Source organism: Salaquimonas pukyongi (assembly GCF_001953055.1).
Taxonomy (GTDB): domain Bacteria; phylum Pseudomonadota; class Alphaproteobacteria; order Rhizobiales; family Rhizobiaceae; genus Salaquimonas; species Salaquimonas pukyongi.
Map to the genome: position 1 here is coordinate 666,924 of NZ_CP019044.1, position 20,003 is coordinate 686,926.

General features: G+C 59.3%; 21 protein-coding genes and 1 pseudogene. 17 read left to right on the forward strand and 5 right to left on the reverse strand.

Features of this window, described 5'->3' with window-relative positions; all coding sequences use genetic code 11:
* Window positions 1-66 precede the first annotated feature (66 nt).
* The 8 genes and pseudogenes from BVL55_RS03240 (at window position 67) to BVL55_RS03275 (ending at window position 8,873) form a co-directional block, all read left to right on the forward strand.
* Entirely contained in the window at window positions 67-1,947 is a 1,881-nt protein-coding gene (locus BVL55_RS03240) for a hypothetical protein (RefSeq protein ID WP_156892399.1), read from the forward strand.
* 206 nt (window positions 1,948-2,153) lie between these two features.
* Window positions 2,154-3,653, forward strand: coding sequence for an IMP dehydrogenase (gene guaB / locus BVL55_RS03245; protein WP_075995709.1), 1,500 nt, complete (start codon window positions 2,154-2,156; stop codon window positions 3,651-3,653).
* A gap of 10 nt (window positions 3,654-3,663) precedes the next feature.
* The gene (locus BVL55_RS03250) at window positions 3,664-4,128 is read left to right on the forward strand and encodes an MAPEG family protein (protein WP_075995710.1); all 465 of its coding nucleotides are present in this window, start codon (window positions 3,664-3,666) and stop codon (window positions 4,126-4,128) included.
* Window positions 4,129-4,132: 4 nt separating this feature from the next.
* On the forward strand, window positions 4,133-5,428 hold the full coding sequence (locus tag BVL55_RS03255) for an RsmB/NOP family class I SAM-dependent RNA methyltransferase (protein WP_075995711.1): 1,296 nt from the start codon (window positions 4,133-4,135) through the stop codon (window positions 5,426-5,428).
* Window positions 5,429-5,447: 19 nt separating this feature from the next.
* Window positions 5,448-5,915 carry a TspO/MBR family protein gene (locus tag BVL55_RS03260; protein WP_075995712.1) on the forward strand — a complete coding sequence of 156 codons (468 nt, stop codon included), beginning with the start codon at window positions 5,448-5,450 and terminating at the stop codon, window positions 5,913-5,915.
* A 10-nt stretch (window positions 5,916-5,925) separates the two neighbouring features.
* Window positions 5,926-6,554, forward strand: a pseudogene (locus BVL55_RS03265) (5'-methylthioadenosine/S-adenosylhomocysteine nucleosidase).
* Between the two features lie 71 nt (window positions 6,555-6,625).
* Window positions 6,626-8,194, forward strand: coding sequence for a glutamine-hydrolyzing GMP synthase (guaA, locus tag BVL55_RS03270; RefSeq protein ID WP_075997851.1), 1,569 nt, complete (start codon window positions 6,626-6,628; stop codon window positions 8,192-8,194).
* 91 nt (window positions 8,195-8,285) lie between these two features.
* Window positions 8,286-8,873, forward strand: a complete 588-nt coding sequence (locus tag BVL55_RS03275; RefSeq protein WP_075995713.1) for a 2'-5' RNA ligase family protein — start codon at window positions 8,286-8,288, stop codon at window positions 8,871-8,873.
* A gap of 15 nt (window positions 8,874-8,888) precedes the next feature.
* Here BVL55_RS03275 and BVL55_RS03280 read toward each other — a convergent pair whose 3' ends face one another.
* Window positions 8,889-10,088, reverse strand: coding sequence for a cation:proton antiporter (locus BVL55_RS03280; RefSeq protein WP_075995714.1), 1,200 nt, complete (start codon window positions 10,086-10,088; stop codon window positions 8,889-8,891).
* Between the two features lie 99 nt (window positions 10,089-10,187).
* Here BVL55_RS03280 and BVL55_RS03285 point away from each other — a divergent pair, with 99 nt between their 5' ends.
* A complete protein-coding gene (locus BVL55_RS03285) occupies window positions 10,188-10,448 on the forward strand; it encodes a hypothetical protein (protein ID WP_075995715.1) in 261 nt (86 codons plus the stop codon).
* A gap of 67 nt (window positions 10,449-10,515) precedes the next feature.
* On the opposite strand, the gene msrA is transcribed toward BVL55_RS03285, so the two are convergent.
* The 3 genes from msrA to BVL55_RS03300 all read right to left on the reverse strand — a co-directional run bounded on the left by msrA (window position 10,516) and on the right by BVL55_RS03300 (window position 11,876).
* Entirely contained in the window at window positions 10,516-11,025 is a 510-nt protein-coding gene (gene msrA / locus BVL55_RS03290; protein ID WP_075995716.1) for a peptide-methionine (S)-S-oxide reductase MsrA, read from the reverse strand.
* Window positions 11,026-11,469 (reverse strand): peptide-methionine (R)-S-oxide reductase MsrB, encoded by a 444-nt coding sequence (msrB, locus tag BVL55_RS03295; RefSeq protein ID WP_075995717.1) that lies wholly within the window; start codon window positions 11,467-11,469, stop codon window positions 11,026-11,028.
* Between the two features lie 122 nt (window positions 11,470-11,591).
* Window positions 11,592-11,876 carry a hypothetical protein gene (locus BVL55_RS03300; RefSeq protein WP_075995718.1) on the reverse strand — a complete coding sequence of 95 codons (285 nt, stop codon included), beginning with the start codon at window positions 11,874-11,876 and terminating at the stop codon, window positions 11,592-11,594.
* Window positions 11,877-12,072: 196 nt separating this feature from the next.
* Between BVL55_RS03300 and sbmA the strand changes: the two genes are divergently transcribed.
* A complete protein-coding gene (sbmA, locus tag BVL55_RS03305) occupies window positions 12,073-13,365 on the forward strand; it encodes a peptide antibiotic transporter SbmA (protein WP_075995719.1) in 1,293 nt (430 codons plus the stop codon).
* Window positions 13,366-13,370: 5 nt separating this feature from the next.
* On the opposite strand, the gene BVL55_RS03310 is transcribed toward sbmA, so the two are convergent.
* On the reverse strand, window positions 13,371-13,700 hold the full coding sequence (locus BVL55_RS03310; RefSeq protein ID WP_075995720.1) for a TraR/DksA family transcriptional regulator: 330 nt from the start codon (window positions 13,698-13,700) through the stop codon (window positions 13,371-13,373).
* Between the two features lie 112 nt (window positions 13,701-13,812).
* Between BVL55_RS03310 and BVL55_RS03315 the strand changes: the two genes are divergently transcribed.
* The 7 genes from BVL55_RS03315 (at window position 13,813) to BVL55_RS03345 (ending at window position 19,921) form a co-directional block, all read left to right on the forward strand.
* Window positions 13,813-14,382 carry an NnrU family protein gene (locus BVL55_RS03315; protein WP_075995721.1) on the forward strand — a complete coding sequence of 190 codons (570 nt, stop codon included), beginning with the start codon at window positions 13,813-13,815 and terminating at the stop codon, window positions 14,380-14,382.
* A 114-nt stretch (window positions 14,383-14,496) separates the two neighbouring features.
* The gene (locus tag BVL55_RS03320; protein WP_075995722.1) at window positions 14,497-15,171 is read left to right on the forward strand and encodes a tetratricopeptide repeat protein; all 675 of its coding nucleotides are present in this window, start codon (window positions 14,497-14,499) and stop codon (window positions 15,169-15,171) included.
* A gap of 69 nt (window positions 15,172-15,240) precedes the next feature.
* Complete coding sequence (gene der / locus BVL55_RS03325) at window positions 15,241-16,677, forward strand: ribosome biogenesis GTPase Der (protein ID WP_075995723.1); 1,437 nt, start codon at window positions 15,241-15,243, stop codon at window positions 16,675-16,677.
* A 302-nt stretch (window positions 16,678-16,979) separates the two neighbouring features.
* Window positions 16,980-18,122 (forward strand): cell wall hydrolase, encoded by a 1,143-nt coding sequence (locus tag BVL55_RS03330; RefSeq protein ID WP_244530583.1) that lies wholly within the window; start codon window positions 16,980-16,982, stop codon window positions 18,120-18,122.
* Between the two features lie 318 nt (window positions 18,123-18,440).
* Window positions 18,441-18,857, forward strand: coding sequence for an AtpZ/AtpI family protein (locus BVL55_RS03335; protein WP_083649344.1), 417 nt, complete (start codon window positions 18,441-18,443; stop codon window positions 18,855-18,857).
* Window positions 18,858-18,860: 3 nt separating this feature from the next.
* Window positions 18,861-19,613, forward strand: a complete 753-nt coding sequence (locus BVL55_RS03340; RefSeq protein ID WP_075995724.1) for a F0F1 ATP synthase subunit A — start codon at window positions 18,861-18,863, stop codon at window positions 19,611-19,613.
* 80 nt (window positions 19,614-19,693) lie between these two features.
* Complete coding sequence (locus BVL55_RS03345) at window positions 19,694-19,921, forward strand: F0F1 ATP synthase subunit C (protein ID WP_075995725.1); 228 nt, start codon at window positions 19,694-19,696, stop codon at window positions 19,919-19,921.
* Window positions 19,922-20,003: the final 82 nt, after the last annotated feature.

Here is a 20,003-nt window from a genome sequence, read left to right on the forward strand (position 1 = left end):
CTGTCCCTGCGCCGAACCGTGAGCCAAATCGATTGCGCCGGCGGCAAATTCAATTGGATCTAAATCATGCTACAGCAGGGACCAAGCGCTACCATCGGCAGTCCGGCGGGCGAAAACCTCAAACCGGCTCGCGTGTCCGTCTTGCGCATGGCCGTATGGATTGCATTGTATTATGCCGCCTGGTTCATCAATCCGCTGACGGCGTTGTTCAGCCAGGGCGCGATGCCTGACCCGGATGATTTTCTGCGTCTTCATCAGGTGCAGAACTGGCTTCAGGGCCAGGCATGGTACGACGTGTCCGTTTCACGGATGAACGCTCCCCTTGGAGCGGACCTGCACTGGTCACGGTTGATCGATGTGCCCATCGCTGCCATCGCCGTCTTGATGGAACCGGTCGCCGGGCAGGCTGTTGCCTTCCGTATCGCCGCCCTGATCTGGCCAGCATTGGTGCTTTTCGCGACCCTGATGACTCTTGTCGCCATCGTTGAGCGCATCTGGCCGTCCGCCAACCGGCTGGTCACGGTGTTCTTTGCGGTCAGCAACATTGCCGCGCTAACCATGTTCGCCCCCGGCAGGATCGACCACCATAACGTTCAGGCCCTGCTGGTGTTTCTTGCCGTATTGGGATTGATTGCTGCAGACAAAAAATGGGGTATTTTGCTGGCAGGCCTTGCCGTCTCCCTGTCCCTCGTGATTGGCCTCGACAACCTGCCTCTTGTGGTTCTGCTGTTCGGCTGCGTGGGACTTGCCTGGGCTTTCGGCATGCCGGACGCAGGAGCCGCCATACGGCATCTTGGACTTTCCGCTTCAGTTTCGTTGCTTGCGCTTTATCCCCTTGCGGTTGCGCCCTCTGCCTGGTTCATCGCACGCTGTGATTCCATTTCGATTGTCTATCTTGCGGCAATGGGTGCAGTTTGCGCAGCCTTTGTCCTGTTGCCGGCGCTGCCGGCAGAAAGGCTCACATCATCGCAACTGGGCAGCACGGTGATTCGCCTGTCAGCCGGCGCGCTTGCTGCAAGCCTGTGCGGGCTTGTTGTCTGGCTCGCCTATCCCCAGTGCATTGGCGGTCCCTATGGCACTTTGAGCGCTGAGTTGACGGCCCGCTGGCTGGCCAGAATCTCCGAAGCCAAGGGGTTGATTGATTTCGTAGAAATGTTCGGCAAAGCGCAGCTTGCCGTCCCCCTTTATCTGGCAATCCTGCTGGTTGCCGGCGTCTGGCTGCGTGTGAAGGGAATAATCGGCAATGCCATTTTGCCCGTCCTCTCCATTCTTGCCATCAGCCTCCTGCTTTCCTTTCTGCAGGTCCGGGCGCTGCGGATCGGGGTTTTCGCAGCGGTGCCGCTCTGCGTCGTTCTGGCGGACCTTGTTCGGCGGCGTATTCTTGCGGCGACCGGAACGGCCAGCCTTTCAAGCACCGCGATGGCCGCGATAGCCTGTCTTCCGCTGCTGACGCCCGTCTGGCTGCTTACTGCCGGTTTTGTTTTCCCAGGTAACAAGCAAACAGTGGTCGCCAATGCTGCTGCGCCGTCATGGCAGAAAGAACGCCCGATTCGCAGGTTCTGCAACCATCAAGGCGATTATGCCGATTTGGCATCCCTGCCCGCCGGTATCGTGATGAACGATCTGGGTTCAGGCCCGCCGATCCTTGTCTTCACACACCATTCGGTGGTCGGCGGCAATTATCACCGCAACGAACAGGCTATACTGGACACACTGGATTTCTTCGCCGCTGATGACGAAACTGCCAGGCAGATTGCAGCAAGGCGCGGTGCCGATTATCTGGTTTACTGTCAGCGCGATCCGCGTACCAATATCTCGCAAACGCCCGCCCGAAAAACAAAACCGGGCGCCTTGGGCATGCGTCTGCGGTCGGGTTCCGTACCCCCATGGCTGGAGCTTGTTTCCCCTTTGGAAGACCGCCTTCGCGTTTATCGCATTCTCCGCTGACCGCGTAACTTCGCCGCCTTCACGGCCTCAACACCGCTGGCCTGAATTTTGGGTACTCGGCGCGAATAGGCTTTGCACTGTGCCTGGCGCCGTGGTAACCACCCTTGCCAATCCGCAGGCCCTGACGTGCATGTCCCGTCGCCTGCCATTCAAGCAGCCGCGGAGCTTCGGCTGTCCCATCCAAAGCGGTTCCTAACAGGTTGGCAATGTCCAGTATTATTCACACTTCCACCGGTGAGATAGCGCTCACCTTCGATGACGTATTGCTGCAGCCGGGCCATTCCCGGGTGATGCCCGGGCAGGTGGATATTCGCACCCGGGTGGCAGATGGCATCGACCTGAACCTGCCGATTCTGTCGGCGGCAATGGATACGGTGACCGAGTCGCGGCTGGCCATTGCCATGGCGCAGGCCGGCGGCATGGGGGTGATCCATCGCAACCTGACTCCGGCCGAACAGGCCGAAGAAGTTCGCCAGGTCAAGAAATTCGAATCGGGCATGGTGGTCAATCCGCTGGTCATCGGTCCGGAAGCGACGCTGGAGGATGCCCTTGGCCTGATGAAAAGCAACGGCATCTCCGGCATTCCGGTTGTTCAAAACGGCGGGTCGGGCGGCCACGTTACCGGCAAGCTGATCGGCATTCTGACCAACCGCGATGTCCGCTTTGCCTCAAATCCGAAGCAGAAGGTCAGCGAATTGATGACCCAGGAGAACCTGATCACCGTTCGCGACGGCGTCAGCCAGGACGATGCCCGCAAACTGCTGCACCAGCACCGGATCGAAAAACTGCTGGTAACCGATGCCGAAGGCCGCTGCATCGGCCTGATCACCGTCAAGGACATGGAAAAATCGCAACTCAACCCCAACGCCGCCAAGGACGGGCAGGGCCGCCTGCGGGTCGCTGCAGCCACCAGCGTTGGCGACGATGGTCATGAGCGCGCCGAACGCCTGATCGATGCCGGTGCCGACATGGTGGTGGTCGATACTGCCCACGGGCATTCCCAGCGCGTGCTGGACGCCGTGACGCGGGTCAAGAAGCTGTCCAATGCCGTACGCATCGTTGCCGGTAACGTCGCAACGGCAGAGGGCACCAAGGCGTTGATCGATGCCGGTGCCGACGCCGTGAAAGTCGGCATCGGACCAGGCTCCATTTGCACCACACGCATTGTTGCCGGTGTCGGCGTTCCCCAGCTGTCGGCCATCATGTCGGCAGTGGAGGTTGCAAACCGCAGCGGCATTCCGGTCATCGCCGATGGCGGCATCAAGTATTCCGGCGATCTGGCCAAGGCCATCGCCGCCGGCGCCTCGGTGGTAATGGTGGGATCCCTGCTGGCAGGCACCGAGGAAAGCCCCGGCGAGGTCTATCTGCATCAGGGCCGGTCCTACAAGGCCTATCGCGGCATGGGATCGGTTGGCGCCATGGCGCGCGGTTCTGCAGACCGTTATTTCCAGGCTGAAGTCAGCGATACCCACAAGCTTGTTCCCGAAGGGATTGAAGGGCAGGTGGCCTATAAGGGGGCAGCTTCCCACGTCATACACCAGCTTGCCGGCGGCTTGCGGGCCGCCATGGGCTATGTCGGCGGGACGTCGATTACCGACTTCCAGGAAAAGGCCACCTTTGTTCGGATCACCGGCGCCGGCCTGACCGAAAGTCACGCCCACAACATCACGATTACCCGCGAAAGCCCCAACTACCACCGAAACTAGGAATGGCCTGATGGACATCTTGATGGAGCTCTGGGCGTATGCGCCCGATCTGAAGGTCAAACTGCTGTGCCTGGCTTTTGCGGCTCAGATCGTTCTGACGATTGTCGCCTATTCGAAACTGTCGAAGGCCCGCATTGCTGCCATCAAGGCAGGAAAGGTCGAGCCGGAAACCTTCAAGGCAACCCGCGATGAACCGGATGAATTGCGGGTCTTTTCGCGTGCCGTGGCAAACCAGTTCGAACTGCCGGTTATCTTCTATGCCCTTGTGGCGGCAAGTCTTGCGCTCAAGGTGACCAGTTGGCTCACCGTCCTCCTGGCCTTTGCCTTTGTTGTTTTCCGCTATTTGCACCTGCAGGAAATGACGGGGCGTCACAATGTGTTTCGCCGCCGCCGCCTGTTTTTTCGCAGCGTGCAGATAATCCTGCTCATGCTGGCTGAATTCGTCCTTTCAGCCCTGCTGTTCGCACAGGGATAGGCCTGTGCGTCTGGGCGGAAGGGTACAAGCGGCGATTGAAGTCCTGGAGGATATGGCAGCGCGCAAGCGGCCGGCGGCACAGGCGCTTCGCGATTGGGGGCTGTCGCACCGCTTTGCCGGTTCCGGCGACCGCTCTGCGATCGGCAATCTTGTCTATGATACACTGCGCAAGCAGGCCTCCGCTGCATGGCTGATGGGTGACGATAGCCCCCATGCGGCCGTCTTTCTCACTTTGCAGCGCGACTGGGATGTCGGACTGGAGCAATTGCGCGAAGCTTTCCAGGGTGACCGCTTCGCCCCAGCGATCCCGGAAGAAAAACTGCTGGCGGCAGAAAGCAAGGACACGGCCTTTGCCGATGCCCATGTCGAGGCGGATGTACCAGAATGGTGTGTTCCCTCCTTTGAGGAGGCATTTGAAGAGGAGTGGGTCGCAGAGGCCAAGGCCCTTGCCGCCCGCCCGCCGCTTGATCTTCGCGTCAATACGCTGAAGGCAGACCGGGACAAGGTGATCAGGGCGCTTTCTTCCACCGGCGCAAAAAATACCGCGATTGCCCGCAACGGCATTCGAATTGCGCCGGGCAAGGGCGCGCGCCGCCTGCCGAATGTGCAGGCCGAGCCCGCCTATCAGAAGGGCTGGTTCGAAATCCAGGACGAGGGCAGCCAGATCGCCGCCGATCTGGTGTTCGCGCGTCGTGGTGAACAGGTGCTCGACTATTGCGCCGGTGGTGGAGGCAAGACGCTGGCACTTGCCGCAGGGATGGAAAATCGTGGCCAGGTCCACGCCCATGATGCCGACAAGAACCGCCTTGCTCCGATTTTCGAGCGGCTCAAGCGTGCCGGGGTGCGTAATGTGCAGGTCCATTCCCCCCGGGCTCCCAGAGATGATCTTTCGCCCCTTGAAGGGCGCATGGACCGGGTATTGGTGGATGCGCCCTGCACCGGTTCGGGAACCTGGCGGCGGCGCCCGGATGCCAAATGGCGGTTGACGCCCGCCATGCTGGAAACGCGAATGGACGAGCAGGCGGCGGCGCTGGACGAAGCAGCCCGATATGTCCGCCCGGAAGGCTATCTTGCTTATGTCACCTGCTCGGTCTTCGCCGAGGAGAACGAGCAGCAGGCCTATGCGTTCTGCGAGCGCCATGCAGGCTGGGAGCTGCTGTCGGCTGGTGAGGTCTGGCAGGATTTGTTCGGTTTCGACAAGGCAAAGCCCTGGTCCTCGGACATGAAATGCATCACGCTGACACCCGCTTCGACCGGCACGGACGGCTTCTTCTTTGCGGTAATGCAGCGCTCCAAATAGGCAGTTGAAGGAAAAGCGGATGACCCTCGCCAGACCTGCCCTCATCAGACCTGTCATTGTCTTTGTCACCCTTGCCCTGGGGGTCGGGTTTGCCATGTCCTTTTTGTTCCCGGTGGGCGAATGGTATGGGGAACTGAACAAGCCGTTTTTCAACCCGCCCAACTGGGTGTTTGGTCCGGTCTGGACGGTGCTCTACATCATGATCGGCTTCGCCGGTGCGCTGGCCTGGCGGCGGAACCCGAAATCTGGTGCGGTAAGGGTCTGGTTTGCACAGCTCATCCTCAATGGCGCGTGGACGGCAGTCTTCTTCGGCGCGAAACAGATTGAGCTTGCGCTGGCCGTCATCATGATCCTGCTCTTGTTAATTCTTTCCTTTACCGGCGAAACACGGAAGGAAGTACCGCTCGCTTCCTGGCTGTTTGTTCCATATCTTTTGTGGGTATCCTTTGCGGCGATGCTGAACGCGGCCATATCGAGTTTGAACTGAAGGCTGCGCAATGAAACTCAAAAGCGTTGCAGGAAAGTCGGTCCTCTACGTCATGGCGGCGGAAGCCGAATTTGGCGAACATCTAGCGCAGCGGTTCACACCGCTCATCACCGGGGTTGGCCCGGTGGAGGCGGCCGTTCAGCTTGCCGCTGCCCTGGGCCGCCTCAAGCATGAAGACCTGCTGCCCGATCTGGTCGTGTCCCTGGGTTCGGCAGGTTCTGCCACACTGCCCCAGACGGAAGTCTATCAGGCATCTTCCGTCAGCTATCGGGATATGGATGCGTCCCCCTTGGATTTGAAAAGGGCGTAACCCCGTTTCTCGATCTTCCCGGCGTGGTCGAATTGACGATGCAGGTTCCCGGCATTCCGTCCGCCAGCCTGTCGACCGGCGCCAACATCGTTTCGGGTGCTGCCTATGAGGCAGTCAATGCCGAGATGGTCGACATGGAGAGCTTTGCGGTGCTGCGTGCCTGCATGGCCTTTGGCAGGCCGCTGACCGGCCTGCGCGGCATTTCAGATGGTGCGGAAGAACTTGCCCATGTGGACGACTGGAAACAGTATCTGCATGTGGTCGACGAGAAGCTGGCAGACGCGGTGGATCGCATCGAGGCAGCAATCGCGGCAGGTGACATTTTGTGAGAAGCGGCAGCGCGGCAATTGCACCATGGGCCGTATCCGGCTAAGGGCACCTTTTGAAGGAAGGTTCCTCCATGCCCGATGCGCTTACTTCCCATCCCGATACCGTTCTCATCGTCGATTTCGGCAGTCAGGTCACCCAGCTGATCGCCCGCCGTGTCCGGGAAGCAGGCGTTTATTCCGAGATCGTACCCTTCCAGTCGGCGCAAGAAGGTTTCAAGCGGTTAAAGCCAAAGGCGGTGATCCTGTCGGGCGGGCCTGCCTCGGCCACCGAGACGGACAGCCCAGGCGCGCCGGAGGTCGTTTTTGACAGCGGCCTGCCCGTTTTGGGCATCTGCTATGGTCAGCAAACCATGTGCGCGCAACTGGGCGGCAAGGTGGAAGGCGGCCATCACCGGGAGTTCGGCCGTGCCTTCGTCGAAGTAGTCCGGCCTTCGGCGCTTTTTGAGGGGGTTTGGGAAGCCGGCGAAAGCCACCAGGTCTGGATGAGCCACGGCGACCGGGTAACGCAGCTGCCGAAGGGCTTTGAAGTTATCGCCGCTTCTCCCAATGCCCCCTATGCGGCAACGGCTGACGAGGCACGCCGCTATTATGCCGTCCAGTTTCATCCCGAAGTGGTGCACACGCCCGACGGCGCCAAGCTGATCTCCAATTTCGTGCACAAGATCGCCGGGCTCAAGGGCGACTGGACCATGGCTGCCTACAAGGAGCAGGCCATTGCCGCGATCCGTGATCAGGTGGGCAAGGGCAGGGTGATCTGCGGCCTTTCCGGCGGTGTCGATTCATCCGTTGCCGCACTTTTGATCCACGAGGCGGTGGGCGATCAGCTGACCTGCATCCTGGTCGACCACGGGCTGATGCGCAAGGACGAGGCGGCAGAGGTCGTTTCCATGTTCCGCGAACACTACAACATTCCGCTCGTCCATGTGGACGCTGCCGATACCTTTGTCGGTGCACTGGAAGGTGAAGCCGATCCGGAGGTAAAGCGCAAAACCATCGGCAAGCTCTTTATCGATGTCTTCGAGGAGGAAGCCAGGAAGCTCGGCGGTGCTGACTTTCTGGCCCAGGGCACGCTTTATCCGGACGTCATCGAAAGCGTCTCCTTTACCGGCGGGCCGTCGGTGACGATCAAGAGCCATCACAATGTGGGCGGCCTTCCCGAGCGCATGAACATGAAGCTGGTCGAGCCCCTGCGCGAACTCTTCAAGGACGAGGTCAGAGCTCTTGGCCGTGAGCTTGGTCTGCCTGACAGCTTCATCGGCCGGCATCCCTTTCCCGGACCTGGCCTCGCAATCCGCCTGCCGGGCGGAGTAACCCGTGAAAAAATCCGCATTCTTCAGGAAGCCGATGCCATCTATCTGGACGAGATCAGAAAAGCCGGCCTTTACGATGCCATCTGGCAGGCCTTTGCGGTTCTGCTGCCGGTCCAGACCGTCGGTGTCATGGGCGACGGGCGCACCTATGAATATGTCTGCGCACTTAGGGCGGTAACCTCCGTCGATGGCATGACGGCGGATTTCTATCACTACGACATGGAATTCCTGGGCAAGGCCGCCACCCGGATCATCAACGAAGTGCGCGGCATCAACCGCGTCGTCTATGACGTGACCTCCAAGCCGCCCGGCACCATCGAGTGGGAATAACAGCCAGCCGAAGTCCGGCACACTTGTTGACACAGCGCCGCGAGAATAAGAACATATAGTGAACAGATGAACTGAAGCGATAGATGCAACCATGCAGGAAACACAGATTTCCTTGCGGTTCGAACCGCCGCCACAGCACGACCTTTTCTATTTTGCTCTCCGCCCCGATGGTCCGGCTGCTGATGCGGCGGTGGAACTTGCGCGTCAGTGCCGGCGGCACAATGGCTTGTCCGGCCGACCCTATGACGCCAATCGGTTGCACGTGTCTTTGTGTCCGGCGATGTCCAGGCGCGGCCCCAGAAAGGGCGACATCGCCACCGCATTGCGTGCTGCGGCACGGGTGCGGGTACACGGTTTCGACATCGGTTTCGACCGGTTGTGCGCTTTCGGCAGGGGCGAGCGCCGGGCAATTGTGCTGCGCTGTAGTTCCGGCGCCAGTCCGGCTTCAAGCCTGCGCAGAAATCTGATCCGTGAATTGGTCAGGTCAGGGCTTTGGTGGGGGCGGGGAAAATTCACGCCCCACCTTACCTTGTTATGGGACCGCAGCCCCGTTCCTGAAATCTGCCTTGATGCGCCGATTTGCTGGACGGTAAGGGACTTTGTTCTGGTCAGGAGCCTTGTCGGTTGTAGCCGGCATATCGATCTGGGGCGTTGGCCGCTGGCCCTGCCGCCAATGTAGCGCCACCGGAAAATTTCAGTCTTTCTGTTTGCCGATGCGATTGGCAAGGGGTGTGGCGCTGATGCCGTGCAGGACGACCGAAACTGCGACGGTCATGGAAACGCAGGCGAGCAATTCCGGCTCATTGGGCAGTTCGAATTCGTCCAGGATGATGAGGGTAAACAGGATCGAAGCCAGCCCGCGCGGCCCGAACCAGCCCAAAAACAGTTTCTCCCTTACCGGTAGCCCCGTGCCGGCAAGAGACAGGAAAACTGGCAGCATGCGCACGACCGTCAAAAAGAGCAGGGCGAGGATCACTGCCTTGGTCGATGCGTGGGCAAGGCCATCGGGAAGCAGGAACGCGCCGAATACCAGAAAGGCGGCCATGGTCAGGACCAGGCCGACGCCTTCCATGAACTCGGAGATGAACCTTATGTCATGGCGGAACGTGTTGCCGAACGTCATGCCGGCGGCAAAGGCGGCGATAAATCCGTTGCCGCCGATGGCGGACGAAAGAATGTAGGCGGCGAAAGCCGTGGTAAGAAACACCACGCCTGCAGCCGATTCTGCCGTCAGGTCACGGTTCTGTGCCCAATCCATCGAACGGGCAGCGCCCCAGCCAATGGCAATTCCGGCCACCGGTCCCAATACGATCTGGGTGAGCGTGGAAAGTGCAAGCCCGTCAGGATGTACCTCGTTCATTCCGGCCGATGCGAGAATGGCGCCCAGAAGAACGAAGGGCAGCACAAGGCCGTCATTCAGCCCGCTTTCGACATTGATCGTCTGGCTCAATCTGGCCGGGACCGCGGAATTGGAAACCACCGGCTGGCCCAGCGCCGCATCGGTGGGGGTAAGCAGCGCCGCCGTGAGCAGCGCCATGGCAAATCCCGATTCAGGGTTCAGCAGCATGGCGGTCACAGCACCGAGCACGATGCTCAGCGGCAGGCCGATCAACAGCATGCGTGCCGATATCTGCCAGCATTCGCGAATGCGTTTGAACTGCACGTGGCTGGCATCGGAAAACAGCACGAGGATGAGGGTGATTTCCGCCAGAAGCCGCTTTCCTTCGTGCAACAGCACCGGGTCGGCGGCCGCACGCAAGGGCTCTGATACTCCATAACCGAAAGCCACAAACAGGATCGGCAGCGTCAAGATGCTTCGGCTGATCGATGCGCTGAACAGCGAATAAAGAAACATCGCCAGCAGGATGGTCAAAATGAGCGTATAGGTCAGCATGGCGGCGCACCTTGTTTCAGGCAATGGTGTTCAGGCAGCAGGTTCCGGCAGTTGACATGAAACCCGTTCCCATGGTGCCAACTTCCCGGAGACATTTCCATGGATGAATTTGTACAGCGCCTGGCCGGGTTGCCGGAAGGCTACTCAACCGGCCGATACCGTAGCCGCCGGTATGCCACGGCCATTACCGTTTCGGCAGACAAAAAGCGCATGAAGCTGTTTGCCGAGGAACTGGGCGGCAGCGGCCATGTCAGCTTCAATTTGTATTTCATGGCCGATGGCCAGCCGCTGCTGCGGCCCTGTGAGATGCCGCAAGCAAAGGTCATCGACTTCGTTCTGAATTATGAGCCGGGCCGGTGAGCGGCAGCGCGCGCCATCATCATGCGTGAAGGCGAGGGGGCAAGGCCCCCTCATATGTTCAGTGCCGCTATTCGGCAGCATCGCGTTTGGGCAGAACCCAGCCGGGGCGGGGGAAGTGGCACGTATAGCCGTTGGGATAGCGCTCCAGATAATCCTGATGCTCGGGTTCAGCTTCCCAGAAATCACTTGCCGGAGCCACTTCGGTGACCACTTTTCCGGGCCACAGACCGGATGCGTTCACATCGGCAATCGTGTCTTCGGCGATGTGCTTTTGCTCCTCATCGGTGTAGTAGATGGCGGAGCGGTAGCTCATGCCCGTGTCATTGCCCTGCCGGTTTACGGTCGTCGGGTCATGAATCTGGAAAAAGAACTCCAGCAATTCGCGATAGCTGGTCTTTTCCGGATCGAACCAGATTTCAATGCCTTCGGCATGGGTTCCATGATTGCGGTAGGTGGCGTTGGCGACATCGCCGCCAGTATAGCCAACCCGTGTCCGGCTCACCCCAGGCAGTTTGCGGATCAGGTCCTGCATGCCCCAAAAGCAGCCACCAGCCAGTACAGCACGTTGCAAGGTCATTTATCCTTCCTCCACCTGGTCAAGATACTCGCCATAGCCTTCCGTTTCCATTTTTTCTTTCGCAATGAAGCGCAGCGAGGCTGAATTGATGCAATAGCGCAGCCCGCCCATCTCCTGCGGTCCATCGGGAAAGACATGACCCAGATGACTGTCGCCATGGGTTGAGCGTACCTCGGTGCGGATCATTCCATGGGTGGTGTCACGCAGTTCGTTGACGTTGTCCTTAACGATGGGTTTGGAGAAGGACGGCCATCCACAGCCGGAATTGAACTTGGCCGACGAGGCAAACAGCGGCTCACCGGAAACGATGTCCACATAAATGCCGGGCTCGAAATGATCGTCATATTCCCCGGTGAACGGGCGCTCGGTGCCGTTTTGCTGGGTCACCCGGTGCTGTTCGGGCGTCAGGCGGGCAATTGCTTCGTCGGTTTTCTTGTAGGCCATCTCATGCTCCCAACATCGTCTTTTGCGATCAATCTGGGAGCATTGGATGGAAAATCCAATAGCGCAAGGATGACGAATCCGTGAATGGCTGTCTGGCCGGATCGCGCCCTCCCTATGCGGGCCTATCGCACGAATACCAGTTCGGCGATGTTGCCGTGTTCGTAGACCCAGGCTTCCTTGCCGCGCTTGAAATACCGGCGGTCAGGTGCGCAATTTTCAAGATCCAGCTCGCCGGCATCAAGATAGATTTGCTCCATCATTTCAGCGTAATGGCGTGCCATTTCGGCATCCTTGGGCTCTGCTGCACCGGCAAGCCTTTCTGCTTCCACAATGTCGGGCAGAAGGATTTCCGTGTTGTTTACGACCATTGAAGGTTTGGAGCCATTGCCCCGTGCGGATTTTTTCATTGCAGCGTACGCTCCACGAATCGCCATGCATTTGCGCCGATTTTGAGTGCCAACGGTAATCAGAGAGTTAACCGCGGGGACAAGGATTGCCCGTCAGTGCATAATTTGTAGCCAGACAAAGTCTCGTGATGACCTAGCTTTCCGCCATGGTCTGCGATATTCCGCCTGCTCCAGGAAACCAAGGGAGCCTGCGCCTGTGTTCTATTCCTTTTTTCCCCATCCCAAGCTGTTCTTTTCCTCCTTCCTGGTTTGGGCACTGGCAGGCATCCTGTTGTGGTTCTTTGTCTTCCAGGGCATGGGCGATGCCCTAAGTCTCGGCAATCTTGCCGGTTACGCCTTTCCGCCGCCACTGGCGGAAGGCGCTGACGAGGCAGCCACGGCCGCCTTTCAGGCTGCCCGGGAAGGGGCGGTCAATTTCTGGTTCTACCAGTACATGCTGGTTTTCATTTTCGCCTTTGTCGGCTTCTGGATGTGGTTTGCGCCACACCCCTGGCAGTTGTGGTCGGTGGCCGGCTCGGCCCTGATCTTTTTCGTCAACTGGTTTCTGGTTCAGCTCGATGTGATGATCAACGAGTGGTTCGGCACCTTCTACGACATGATCCAGAGAGCGCTTGGCACGCCCAACAGCGTGACCGAAACCGAAATCTATCTCGCCATCCTCTCCTTTTTGAAGATCGCGCTGGTGTATGTTTTCGTCGCCACCCTGTTCCGCTTCTTCGTCAGCCACTTCGTGTTCCGCTGGCGCACGGCCATGAACGACTACTACATGTCCCGCTGGAAGGAAGTGCGCCATATCGAGGGTGCGTCCCAGCGCGTTCAGGAAGATACGATGCGCTTTGCCCAGATTACCGAGGGCCTGGGAGTCAATCTCCTGGATTCGGTGATGACGCTCATTGCCTTCCTGCCGTTGCTGTGGGGCCTGTCGGCCAGCGTGAAGGTGCTGCCGATTATCGGCGAGGTCTCCCAGGGGCTGGTTTTCGTGGCGATCCTGTGGTCCATATTCGGCACGGCACTGGTGGCACTGGTCGGTATCCGGCTGCCCGGGCTCGAGTTCCGAAATCAGCGGGTTGAGGCCGCCTATCGCAAGGAACTCGTCTACGGAGAGGACCATGCCGACCGCGCACAGCCGCCGACGGTTGCCGAACTCTTTTCCAATGTCCGCAAGAACTACTTCCGGCTTTATTTCAATTACCTCTATTTCAACGTCGTGCGCATCTTCTATCTGCAGATCGGCAATCTGGTGCCCTACATCGCGCTTGCCCCGACGATTGCCAGCGGCGTCATCACCCTTGGTGTCATGCAGCAGATCATCCGCGCCTTTTCACGCGTCGAGGGTTCGTTTCAGTATCTCATCAATTCATGGACGACGATTGTCGAGCTCATGAGCGTTTACAAACGCCTGCAGGCCTTCGAAGCGGCATTTGCCAACGAGGAACTGCCGGACATCGACAAGGAATGGCTTGAGCGGGGCGAAGAACCGGCTGAGTAGACCGGTTACGCGCAGTTGATGCATTTTTCGGCCATCGGATCGACGGCGAGCCGTCCATCGGCGATTTCCTCGCCGCATTCCGTGCAATAGCCGTATTCTTCTTCGCGCAACCGCCTTTCGGCCTGCTCAATGCGAACGAGGTCACGCTTGCGCGTTCGCTCCTGGGCTTCCGCCATGGCCTGTTGCTGCATTGCATCCATGCGCGAAAGCCGCCCGACGGACTGCTGGTCGAGTTCGACCGTCGCCCGTGCCTCCCGGGATATCCGCGACAGTTCCTCCAGTTCTTCCCGTTTGGCGGCCAGCCGCTGGCGTGCCTTGTTCAGATCAATCGCCATGGATCTCACACATTTCTTTCAAACACTGTTTTTCCATATCATGCCTTTTCCCCATGCGCGAAACATGGGATGAACATCCAACCCGGACCGGGACCAGTTTTGGAGAATTAGGATGCTTTGGTTGATCGCTGGACTGGCTGTATTTCTCGGCATCCATTCGCTGCGCATGCTAGCGCCTGGCTGGCGTGACGCCCGCATTCAAGCCATGGGGGAAGGACCCTGGAAAGGCGTTTACTCCCTGGTTTCCATTGCCGGTTTAATCCTTCTTGTCTGGGGCTATACCCAGGCCCGGCCAGAAGCAGATATTCTCTTTGTGCCGCCGGTCTGGACCCGCCACCTTGCATGGCTGTTGATGGCGCTTTCCTTTGTCGCGCTGATGGTCGCCAATCTTCGGGCAGGCAGGCTGAAGCCCCTCCTGAAGCACCCCATGCTGCTTGCGGTGAAACTTTGGGCCTTTGCCCATTTGCTTGCCAATGGCGACAGTGCTTCGGCACTGCTGTTTGGCGCATTTCTTGTCTGGGCTGTAATAAACCGCATTGCCGTCAAGCGCCGCGATACGCCGCTGCCCCCGCCAGGCCCGGTTGTCAATGACATTGCAGCAGTGGCAAGCGGGCTTGTCTTGTGGGCGCTGTTCATCTTCTGGGCCCATGAATGGTTGTTTGGCGTTTCTCCGGTTGTCTGACCGGCTGCGAATTGCTTGCCCGCTAAACTCCTGCATTGATTCCTTCACCGGCTTTCCGCTACAAGGCGGCGGGTTGATCCAGCCGCCACATTATCTGTTTACCTGAAGGTCAAAATGGCAGACGACGATACTTTCATCCGTGAAGTTGACGAGCAGATGCGCCAGGACCGTGCGCAGGAGCTCTGGTCGAGATACGGCAGGTTCGTGATCGCCGGGGCGGTGGCGATCGTTCTTGCCACGGCCGGCTACCGCGCCTGGGACTACTACAACCAGCAGCGCCTGGCAGGCTATGGCGACCGGTTCATGAGCGCCATTGAGCTTTCCGGCCGGGGCAAACACGACGAGGCCGTCCGTGCCTTGGAAGCATTGGCAGCGGAGGGCGGCGGGCGCTATCCGGAGCTGGCGCGCCTGCGCATCGCCGGCGAGATGGTCGCACGCGGCGAAAAGGCCGAGGCGCTCAAAGCCTTTGACGCATTGGCAAATGACAGCGCCGCCATGCCGGCCCTTCGTGAAACGGCCCAGTTGCAGGCCGGCCTCCTGGCGGTGGACCTGGAAGCCTTTTCCTCGGTGGAAAGCCGGCTCTCCAGCCTTGCCGGTGCCGGTCACCCCTTGCGCCACAGCGCCCGCGAGGCACTGGCCATCGCCGCGCTGAAGGCCGGTGAGGACAGCAAGGCGCTGGAGTGGCTCAGCCGTATCGTGGAAGACAGCGAGGCCGCCCAGGGCGTGCAGAGCCGCGCAAGACTGCTGCTTGATCATCTGGCGGGCAAGGGCGTAACAGCCGAAGGCTGATCGAGGACATTGCCTCTGTCTGCCTGTTGAATTTGTTTTCTTGCAATGGCGTGCAAACAGGGTGCCGCAATGGGATTTACTGCCGCGATCATCGGACGCCCCAATGTCGGAAAGTCCACGCTGTTCAACCGGCTCGTCGGCAAACGCCTGGCACTGGTGGACGATACGCCGGGGGTAACCCGCGACCGGCGCCTGGCCGATGCGCGCATCGGCGATCTTCATTTTCAGGTAATCGATACGGCCGGCCTGGAGGAAGCCGATACGGACAGCCTCGAGGGCCGCATGCGCCAGCAGACGGAGCTTGCCATTGGTGAGGCTGACGTCTCCCTTTTTCTCGTCGATGCAAAGACCGGCATTACGCCGACCGACAAGGCCTTTGCCCAACTGCTGCGCAAACATGGCAAACCAGTCGTGCTGGTCGCCAACAAGATGGAAGGCAAAGCAGCAGAGCAGGGCTTTTACGACGCCTATTCGCTCGGCTTCGGGCAAGCCGTGCCGATTTCCGCCGAACACGGAACCGGCATGGCGGACCTTTATGGTGCGCTTGTCGAAGCCGTGGGGGAGGAACGCGCCTTTGATGCCGGTGAGGACTTGCCGGTAGATGGCGATGAGGCCGGGGAGGATGAGTATCATCCTGTGTTCGATGAGGCCGGTAACGAAATCCTGCCAGCCTATGACACGACCAAGCCTTTGCGCATCGCCGTGGTTGGCCGTCCCAATGCCGGAAAATCGACCCTCATCAACCAGATGATTGGCGAGGAGCGCCTGCTGACCGGGCCTGAAGCCGGCATCACCCGCGATTCCATTTCCGTCGACTGGCAGTGGGAAGGCCGTACCATCCGCCTGTTCGATACCGCGGGAATGCGCAAGAAGGCGCGGGTTCAGGAAAAGCTCGAAAAGCTCTCTGTTTCCGACGGACTGCGCTCGGTTCAGTATGCGGAGGTGGTCATTGTCGTGATCGACGCCGAAACGCCATTCGAGAAGCAGGACGTGCAGATCGCCGATCTTGTAATCCGCGAAGGCCGCGCGCCGGTGATCGCCGTCAACAAATGGGACACGATCGAGGACCGGCAGGCAAGGCTTGCCGAAATTCGCGAAATGGCAGAGGCGAGCCTTTCCCAGGTCAAGCGGCTGAAGGTCGTTCCCGTCTCCGCGCTGACGGGAGAAGGGCTGGCAAAGCTGATGGAAGCGGTTGCCGAGGTCCACGAACAGTGGAACCGCCGCATTCCCACTGCAAGGCTCAATCGCTGGCTGGAGGAAATCCAGTACCACCATCCGCCACCGGCAGTGGCCGGGCGCCGCATTCGCTTGAAGTTCATCACCCAGGCAAAAACGCGCCCCCCGACTTTCATGGTCCATTGCACAAGGCCCGAGGCAATGCCCACGTCCTACAGCCGCTACATGGTCAACAACATCCGCGAGACGTTTGACCTTTGGTCCGTGCCGGTGCGTCTGGCCATGCGCAAGGCCGACAATCCCTATGCCATGCGCCGCAAAAAGAAGTGATGTAACTGCGAAATCCGTGTTGATGCTGGCCTTTTGCCCTTTCCCTGCCGCATTCGGACACTAGGCCGGATCGGGTTTTCGCGGGTGGGGAAAACTCCGATGAGCGCCGCCATCCAGTCGCCCTGGCTCTCGAAAACATGAACGTGCGAGCAAAAAACTGCACCCGTTAACTGCGGGGCAAGAACTGCTTAACGCAAAATCAAGGTTAACAAACCAGTATCGGTTTCACCGTCCGGGAGTTGCAGCAATTGCCGCAGCAACCAGAAGGTAGAAGGCGTAAAACGTTTGTTCGGAGTAGAGTTTTGCGGAATTTCAGCAAGAAGCATCCGTCGTTTATTCAGCGGATAAAGGACAGCCTGTTCCCCGTCTGTGTGGGAACAGCCCTTTTTCTGACCTATCCCTCCCTGGTTGCTTATCAGGATGTGGCAAGCTTCCTTGGAGCCGGCAACACGCCCGCACAGGATAAACGCTGGCTGGCCAGCGTATCGGCTGCTCCCGGTGTTTCCATGCTTACCACAGGATCCATCGGCAAGGCTGCTGCCGCCATACCGGAACGCGCGCCTGCCAAAATCACCACGAAAGTCCGCATTGAAAGCAGACCGCAGACGGTCAACCGAACCCTGAAAGGCGACCGCGTCGTTTCAACCACTTTCGTTCGGCCGCCGGAGAGCTTCAATGCCGGGCGGGTATATGAACGCCACTCCCTGCTGGGCCCGCTCAACGTCGGCAAGAAGGTCGAGCTCGCCTTCGTCAAGGCCAAACCCTTCGATGAGGCACTGCAGGTAGCATCCGCCTTTCATCCGAAGCGCCCGAAAAACAGCGATCTATTGCTGCCGAAACCCGATCTGCCGGTGATGGTGGCGAGCCTTGTTACCGAATCCGCCCCAAATCTGCTGGCCTATTCGCCGGAGCCGAAATTCGAGCGCTCTCCTTTCGCCGAAGTGCTGGATGATACCTCGCCGATCAATATCGTGCCGAAACTCGACAAGGGCGATCATGCATGGGCTGCCAATCCGCTGCCCAAATCTTCCTATTCGGACCGGGAACAGCGCTGTCTTACCGCCGGTATTTATTTTGAGGCCCGCGGCGAACCGGTAAAGGGTCAGGCTGCCGTTGCGCAGGTTATCCTCAACCGGGTGCGCAACCCGACCTACCCCAATACCATCTGTGGCGTCGTCTACCAGAACAAGCACTGGCGCAACCGCTGCCAGTTTTCCTTCGCCTGTGACCGCATCAAGGACCGGGTGCGTGACACCCAGCGCTGGAGCATCGCCAAATATGTGGCGCGCGAAACCACCGAAGGCCGCATCTGGCTGAAAGAGGTTGGTTCCTCGACCCACTATCACGCCACCTATGTGCAGCCCAAATGGGCGCGACAGATGAAAAAGGTCGGGCGCATCGGCCTGCATATCTTCTACCGCACCTTTGGCGGCGGCTGGTCCTGACGATTGGAAAGCGCCAAAGCAGGGCAAATCACACCTGTGGGCCGGCGGTGACCGGCAGATTCACCAAATCACCCTCCGGCGCATTGTCGCATCGCTGTGGCTGGGTGTAATTTCAAATAAAATCAATATGTTAATCGCTCATCCCTTCGCTTGACTCTGTTGAGGGTCAAATCTATGTTGCGCGCGACTTCGGCAGGGCTGGAAACACCGTGGTTTTCCGCCTTTCCGCGTATACTGAACCGGTTGCCGCAATGCAGGTAAATTCGGTGCCAGCAAGGGTTTTGCTGGGCTGCGGCGGTTCGTGATTGGCGGGAAGGCATGGCAAAAAGCGGAAAACACAGCAGGCCGAAGGGCAGGCCAGGCACTGGGCTGGAGCAGCGCCTTGAATCGCTCGAAGACCGCCTCGATGAGCGGCGTCCGCGGGAGAATAAGGCTGACAAGGGATCGGGCCCCGGCGATACAAAGTCGGGATTCGCCATCGCCCTCAGACTATCGAGCGAGTTTATCTCGGCGATATTGGTGGGAGCGGGGATCGGATATCTGCTTGATACCTTCGTTGGGACCACGCCCTGGGGGATGATTGTCTTCCTCCTGATCGGGTTTGCTGCCGGTGTTGTAAACGTGCTGCGGTCCTCTGGTGAGCTTTCGGATCCGTACAGCTCGGTCTGGGCGCCGAAAGAAGAGAACACGAACGGGAATTCACCGGGTGTGCACCCGGATGAAAAAAAGGAATAAGGCGTGGCGAACGATCCAATTCACCAGTTCCACCTGAACAAGCTGATCCCGCTTGAAATCGGCGGCGTGGACTTCTCCTTTACCAATTCTTCCCTGTTCATGGTTGCCACCGTTGCCGCGACTGCGGGCTTCATGATCTGGGCTACCAGCGGGCGCGGCCTGATCCCGACGCGGGCGCAGTCGGTTGCCGAAATTGCCTATGAGTTTTCTTCCAACATGCTGCGCGATGCGGCGGGTTCGGAAGGCATGCGGTTCTTCCCGTTTGTCTTCTCGCTGTTTTTGTTCATTCTGGTCGCCAATCTGCTGGGCATGTTCCCCTACTTCTTCACCATAACAAGCCACATCATCGTGACGGCCGCGCTGGCGCTGCTGGTGTTCGCAACCGTGCTGATTTCCGGCATTTCGCGCCACGGGCTTGGCTTTTTCAAGCTGTTTGTGCCTTCCGGGGTGCCGGGCTGGCTGCTGCCGCTGGTGGTGGCCATTGAGGTCATCTCGTTTCTGACCCGCCCGATCAGCCATTCGGTTCGCCTTTTCGCCAACATGCTGGCAGGCCATATCACTTTGAAAGTGTTTGCCGGCTTTGTTGTCAGCCTCAGTGCGCTGGGCGTTGCCGGTGTTGCCGGCGCCATCCTGCCGATGCTGATGACCGTCGCGCTGACCGCACTCGAATTCCTGGTCGCATTCCTGCAGGCCTATGTGTTTGCGATGCTGACCTGCATGTACATCAACGACGCCATTCACCCGGGAGGGCACTAGGCCTGCCGGGAACGGATGCCGGTCAACCGGTATCCGGTGAAATCAACGAAAACTTCCAGCCGTTCATAAGGAGACAAGTCATGGAAGCTGAAGCAGCAAAACTGATCGGAGCGGGCCTTGCAGCCATTGGTACTGGTGCTGCCGGTATCGGCGTGGGTAACCTGTTCGGCCAATTCCTTCAGGGCGCCCTGCGCAACCCCTCGGCAGCCGACGGCCAGTTCGGCCGCCTGATCTTCGGCTTTGCCGTGACCGAGGCACTCGGCATCTTTGCGCTGCTGATCGCCCTGCTGCTGCTGTTCGCAGTCTAGGCAGACACTGTTTTGGCTTCCGGCGGCGCGCTCCTGCGCCGGCGGAGGCTCTCAATACCGTCACCTGGCCGGACCGGTTCCG

Bases quoted from the DNA above. Each gene is read 5' to 3' on its own strand.
- BVL55_RS03260 (WP_075995712.1), top strand. From the start codon at position 5,448: ATGACCCTCGCCAGACCTGCCCTCATCAGACCTGTCATTGTCTTTGTC.
- BVL55_RS03300 (WP_075995718.1), bottom strand. From the start codon at position 11,876: ATGAAAAAATCCGCACGGGGCAATGGCTCCAAACCTTCAATGGTCGTA.
- BVL55_RS03285 (WP_075995715.1), top strand. From the start codon at position 10,188: ATGGATGAATTTGTACAGCGCCTGGCCGGGTTGCCGGAAGGCTACTCA.
- BVL55_RS03310 (WP_075995720.1), bottom strand. From the start codon at position 13,700: ATGGCGATTGATCTGAACAAGGCACGCCAGCGGCTGGCCGCCAAACGG.
- BVL55_RS03345 (WP_075995725.1), top strand. From the start codon at position 19,694: ATGGAAGCTGAAGCAGCAAAACTGATCGGAGCGGGCCTTGCAGCCATT.
- BVL55_RS03335 (WP_083649344.1), top strand. From the start codon at position 18,441: ATGGCAAAAAGCGGAAAACACAGCAGGCCGAAGGGCAGGCCAGGCACT.
- guaB (WP_075995709.1), top strand. From the start codon at position 2,154: ATGTCCAGTATTATTCACACTTCCACCGGTGAGATAGCGCTCACCTTC.
- BVL55_RS03250 (WP_075995710.1), top strand. From the start codon at position 3,664: ATGGACATCTTGATGGAGCTCTGGGCGTATGCGCCCGATCTGAAGGTC.
- msrA (WP_075995716.1), bottom strand. From the start codon at position 11,025: ATGACCTTGCAACGTGCTGTACTGGCTGGTGGCTGCTTTTGGGGCATG.
- guaA (WP_075997851.1), top strand. From the start codon at position 6,626: ATGCCCGATGCGCTTACTTCCCATCCCGATACCGTTCTCATCGTCGAT.
- der (WP_075995723.1), top strand. From the start codon at position 15,241: ATGGGATTTACTGCCGCGATCATCGGACGCCCCAATGTCGGAAAGTCC.
- msrB (WP_075995717.1), bottom strand. From the start codon at position 11,469: ATGGCCTACAAGAAAACCGACGAAGCAATTGCCCGCCTGACGCCCGAA.
- BVL55_RS03240 (WP_156892399.1), top strand. From the start codon at position 67: ATGCTACAGCAGGGACCAAGCGCTACCATCGGCAGTCCGGCGGGCGAA.
- BVL55_RS03280 (WP_075995714.1), bottom strand. From the start codon at position 10,088: ATGCTGACCTATACGCTCATTTTGACCATCCTGCTGGCGATGTTTCTT.
- BVL55_RS03320 (WP_075995722.1), top strand. From the start codon at position 14,497: ATGGCAGACGACGATACTTTCATCCGTGAAGTTGACGAGCAGATGCGC.
- BVL55_RS03315 (WP_075995721.1), top strand. From the start codon at position 13,813: ATGCTTTGGTTGATCGCTGGACTGGCTGTATTTCTCGGCATCCATTCG.
- BVL55_RS03275 (WP_075995713.1), top strand. From the start codon at position 8,286: ATGCAGGAAACACAGATTTCCTTGCGGTTCGAACCGCCGCCACAGCAC.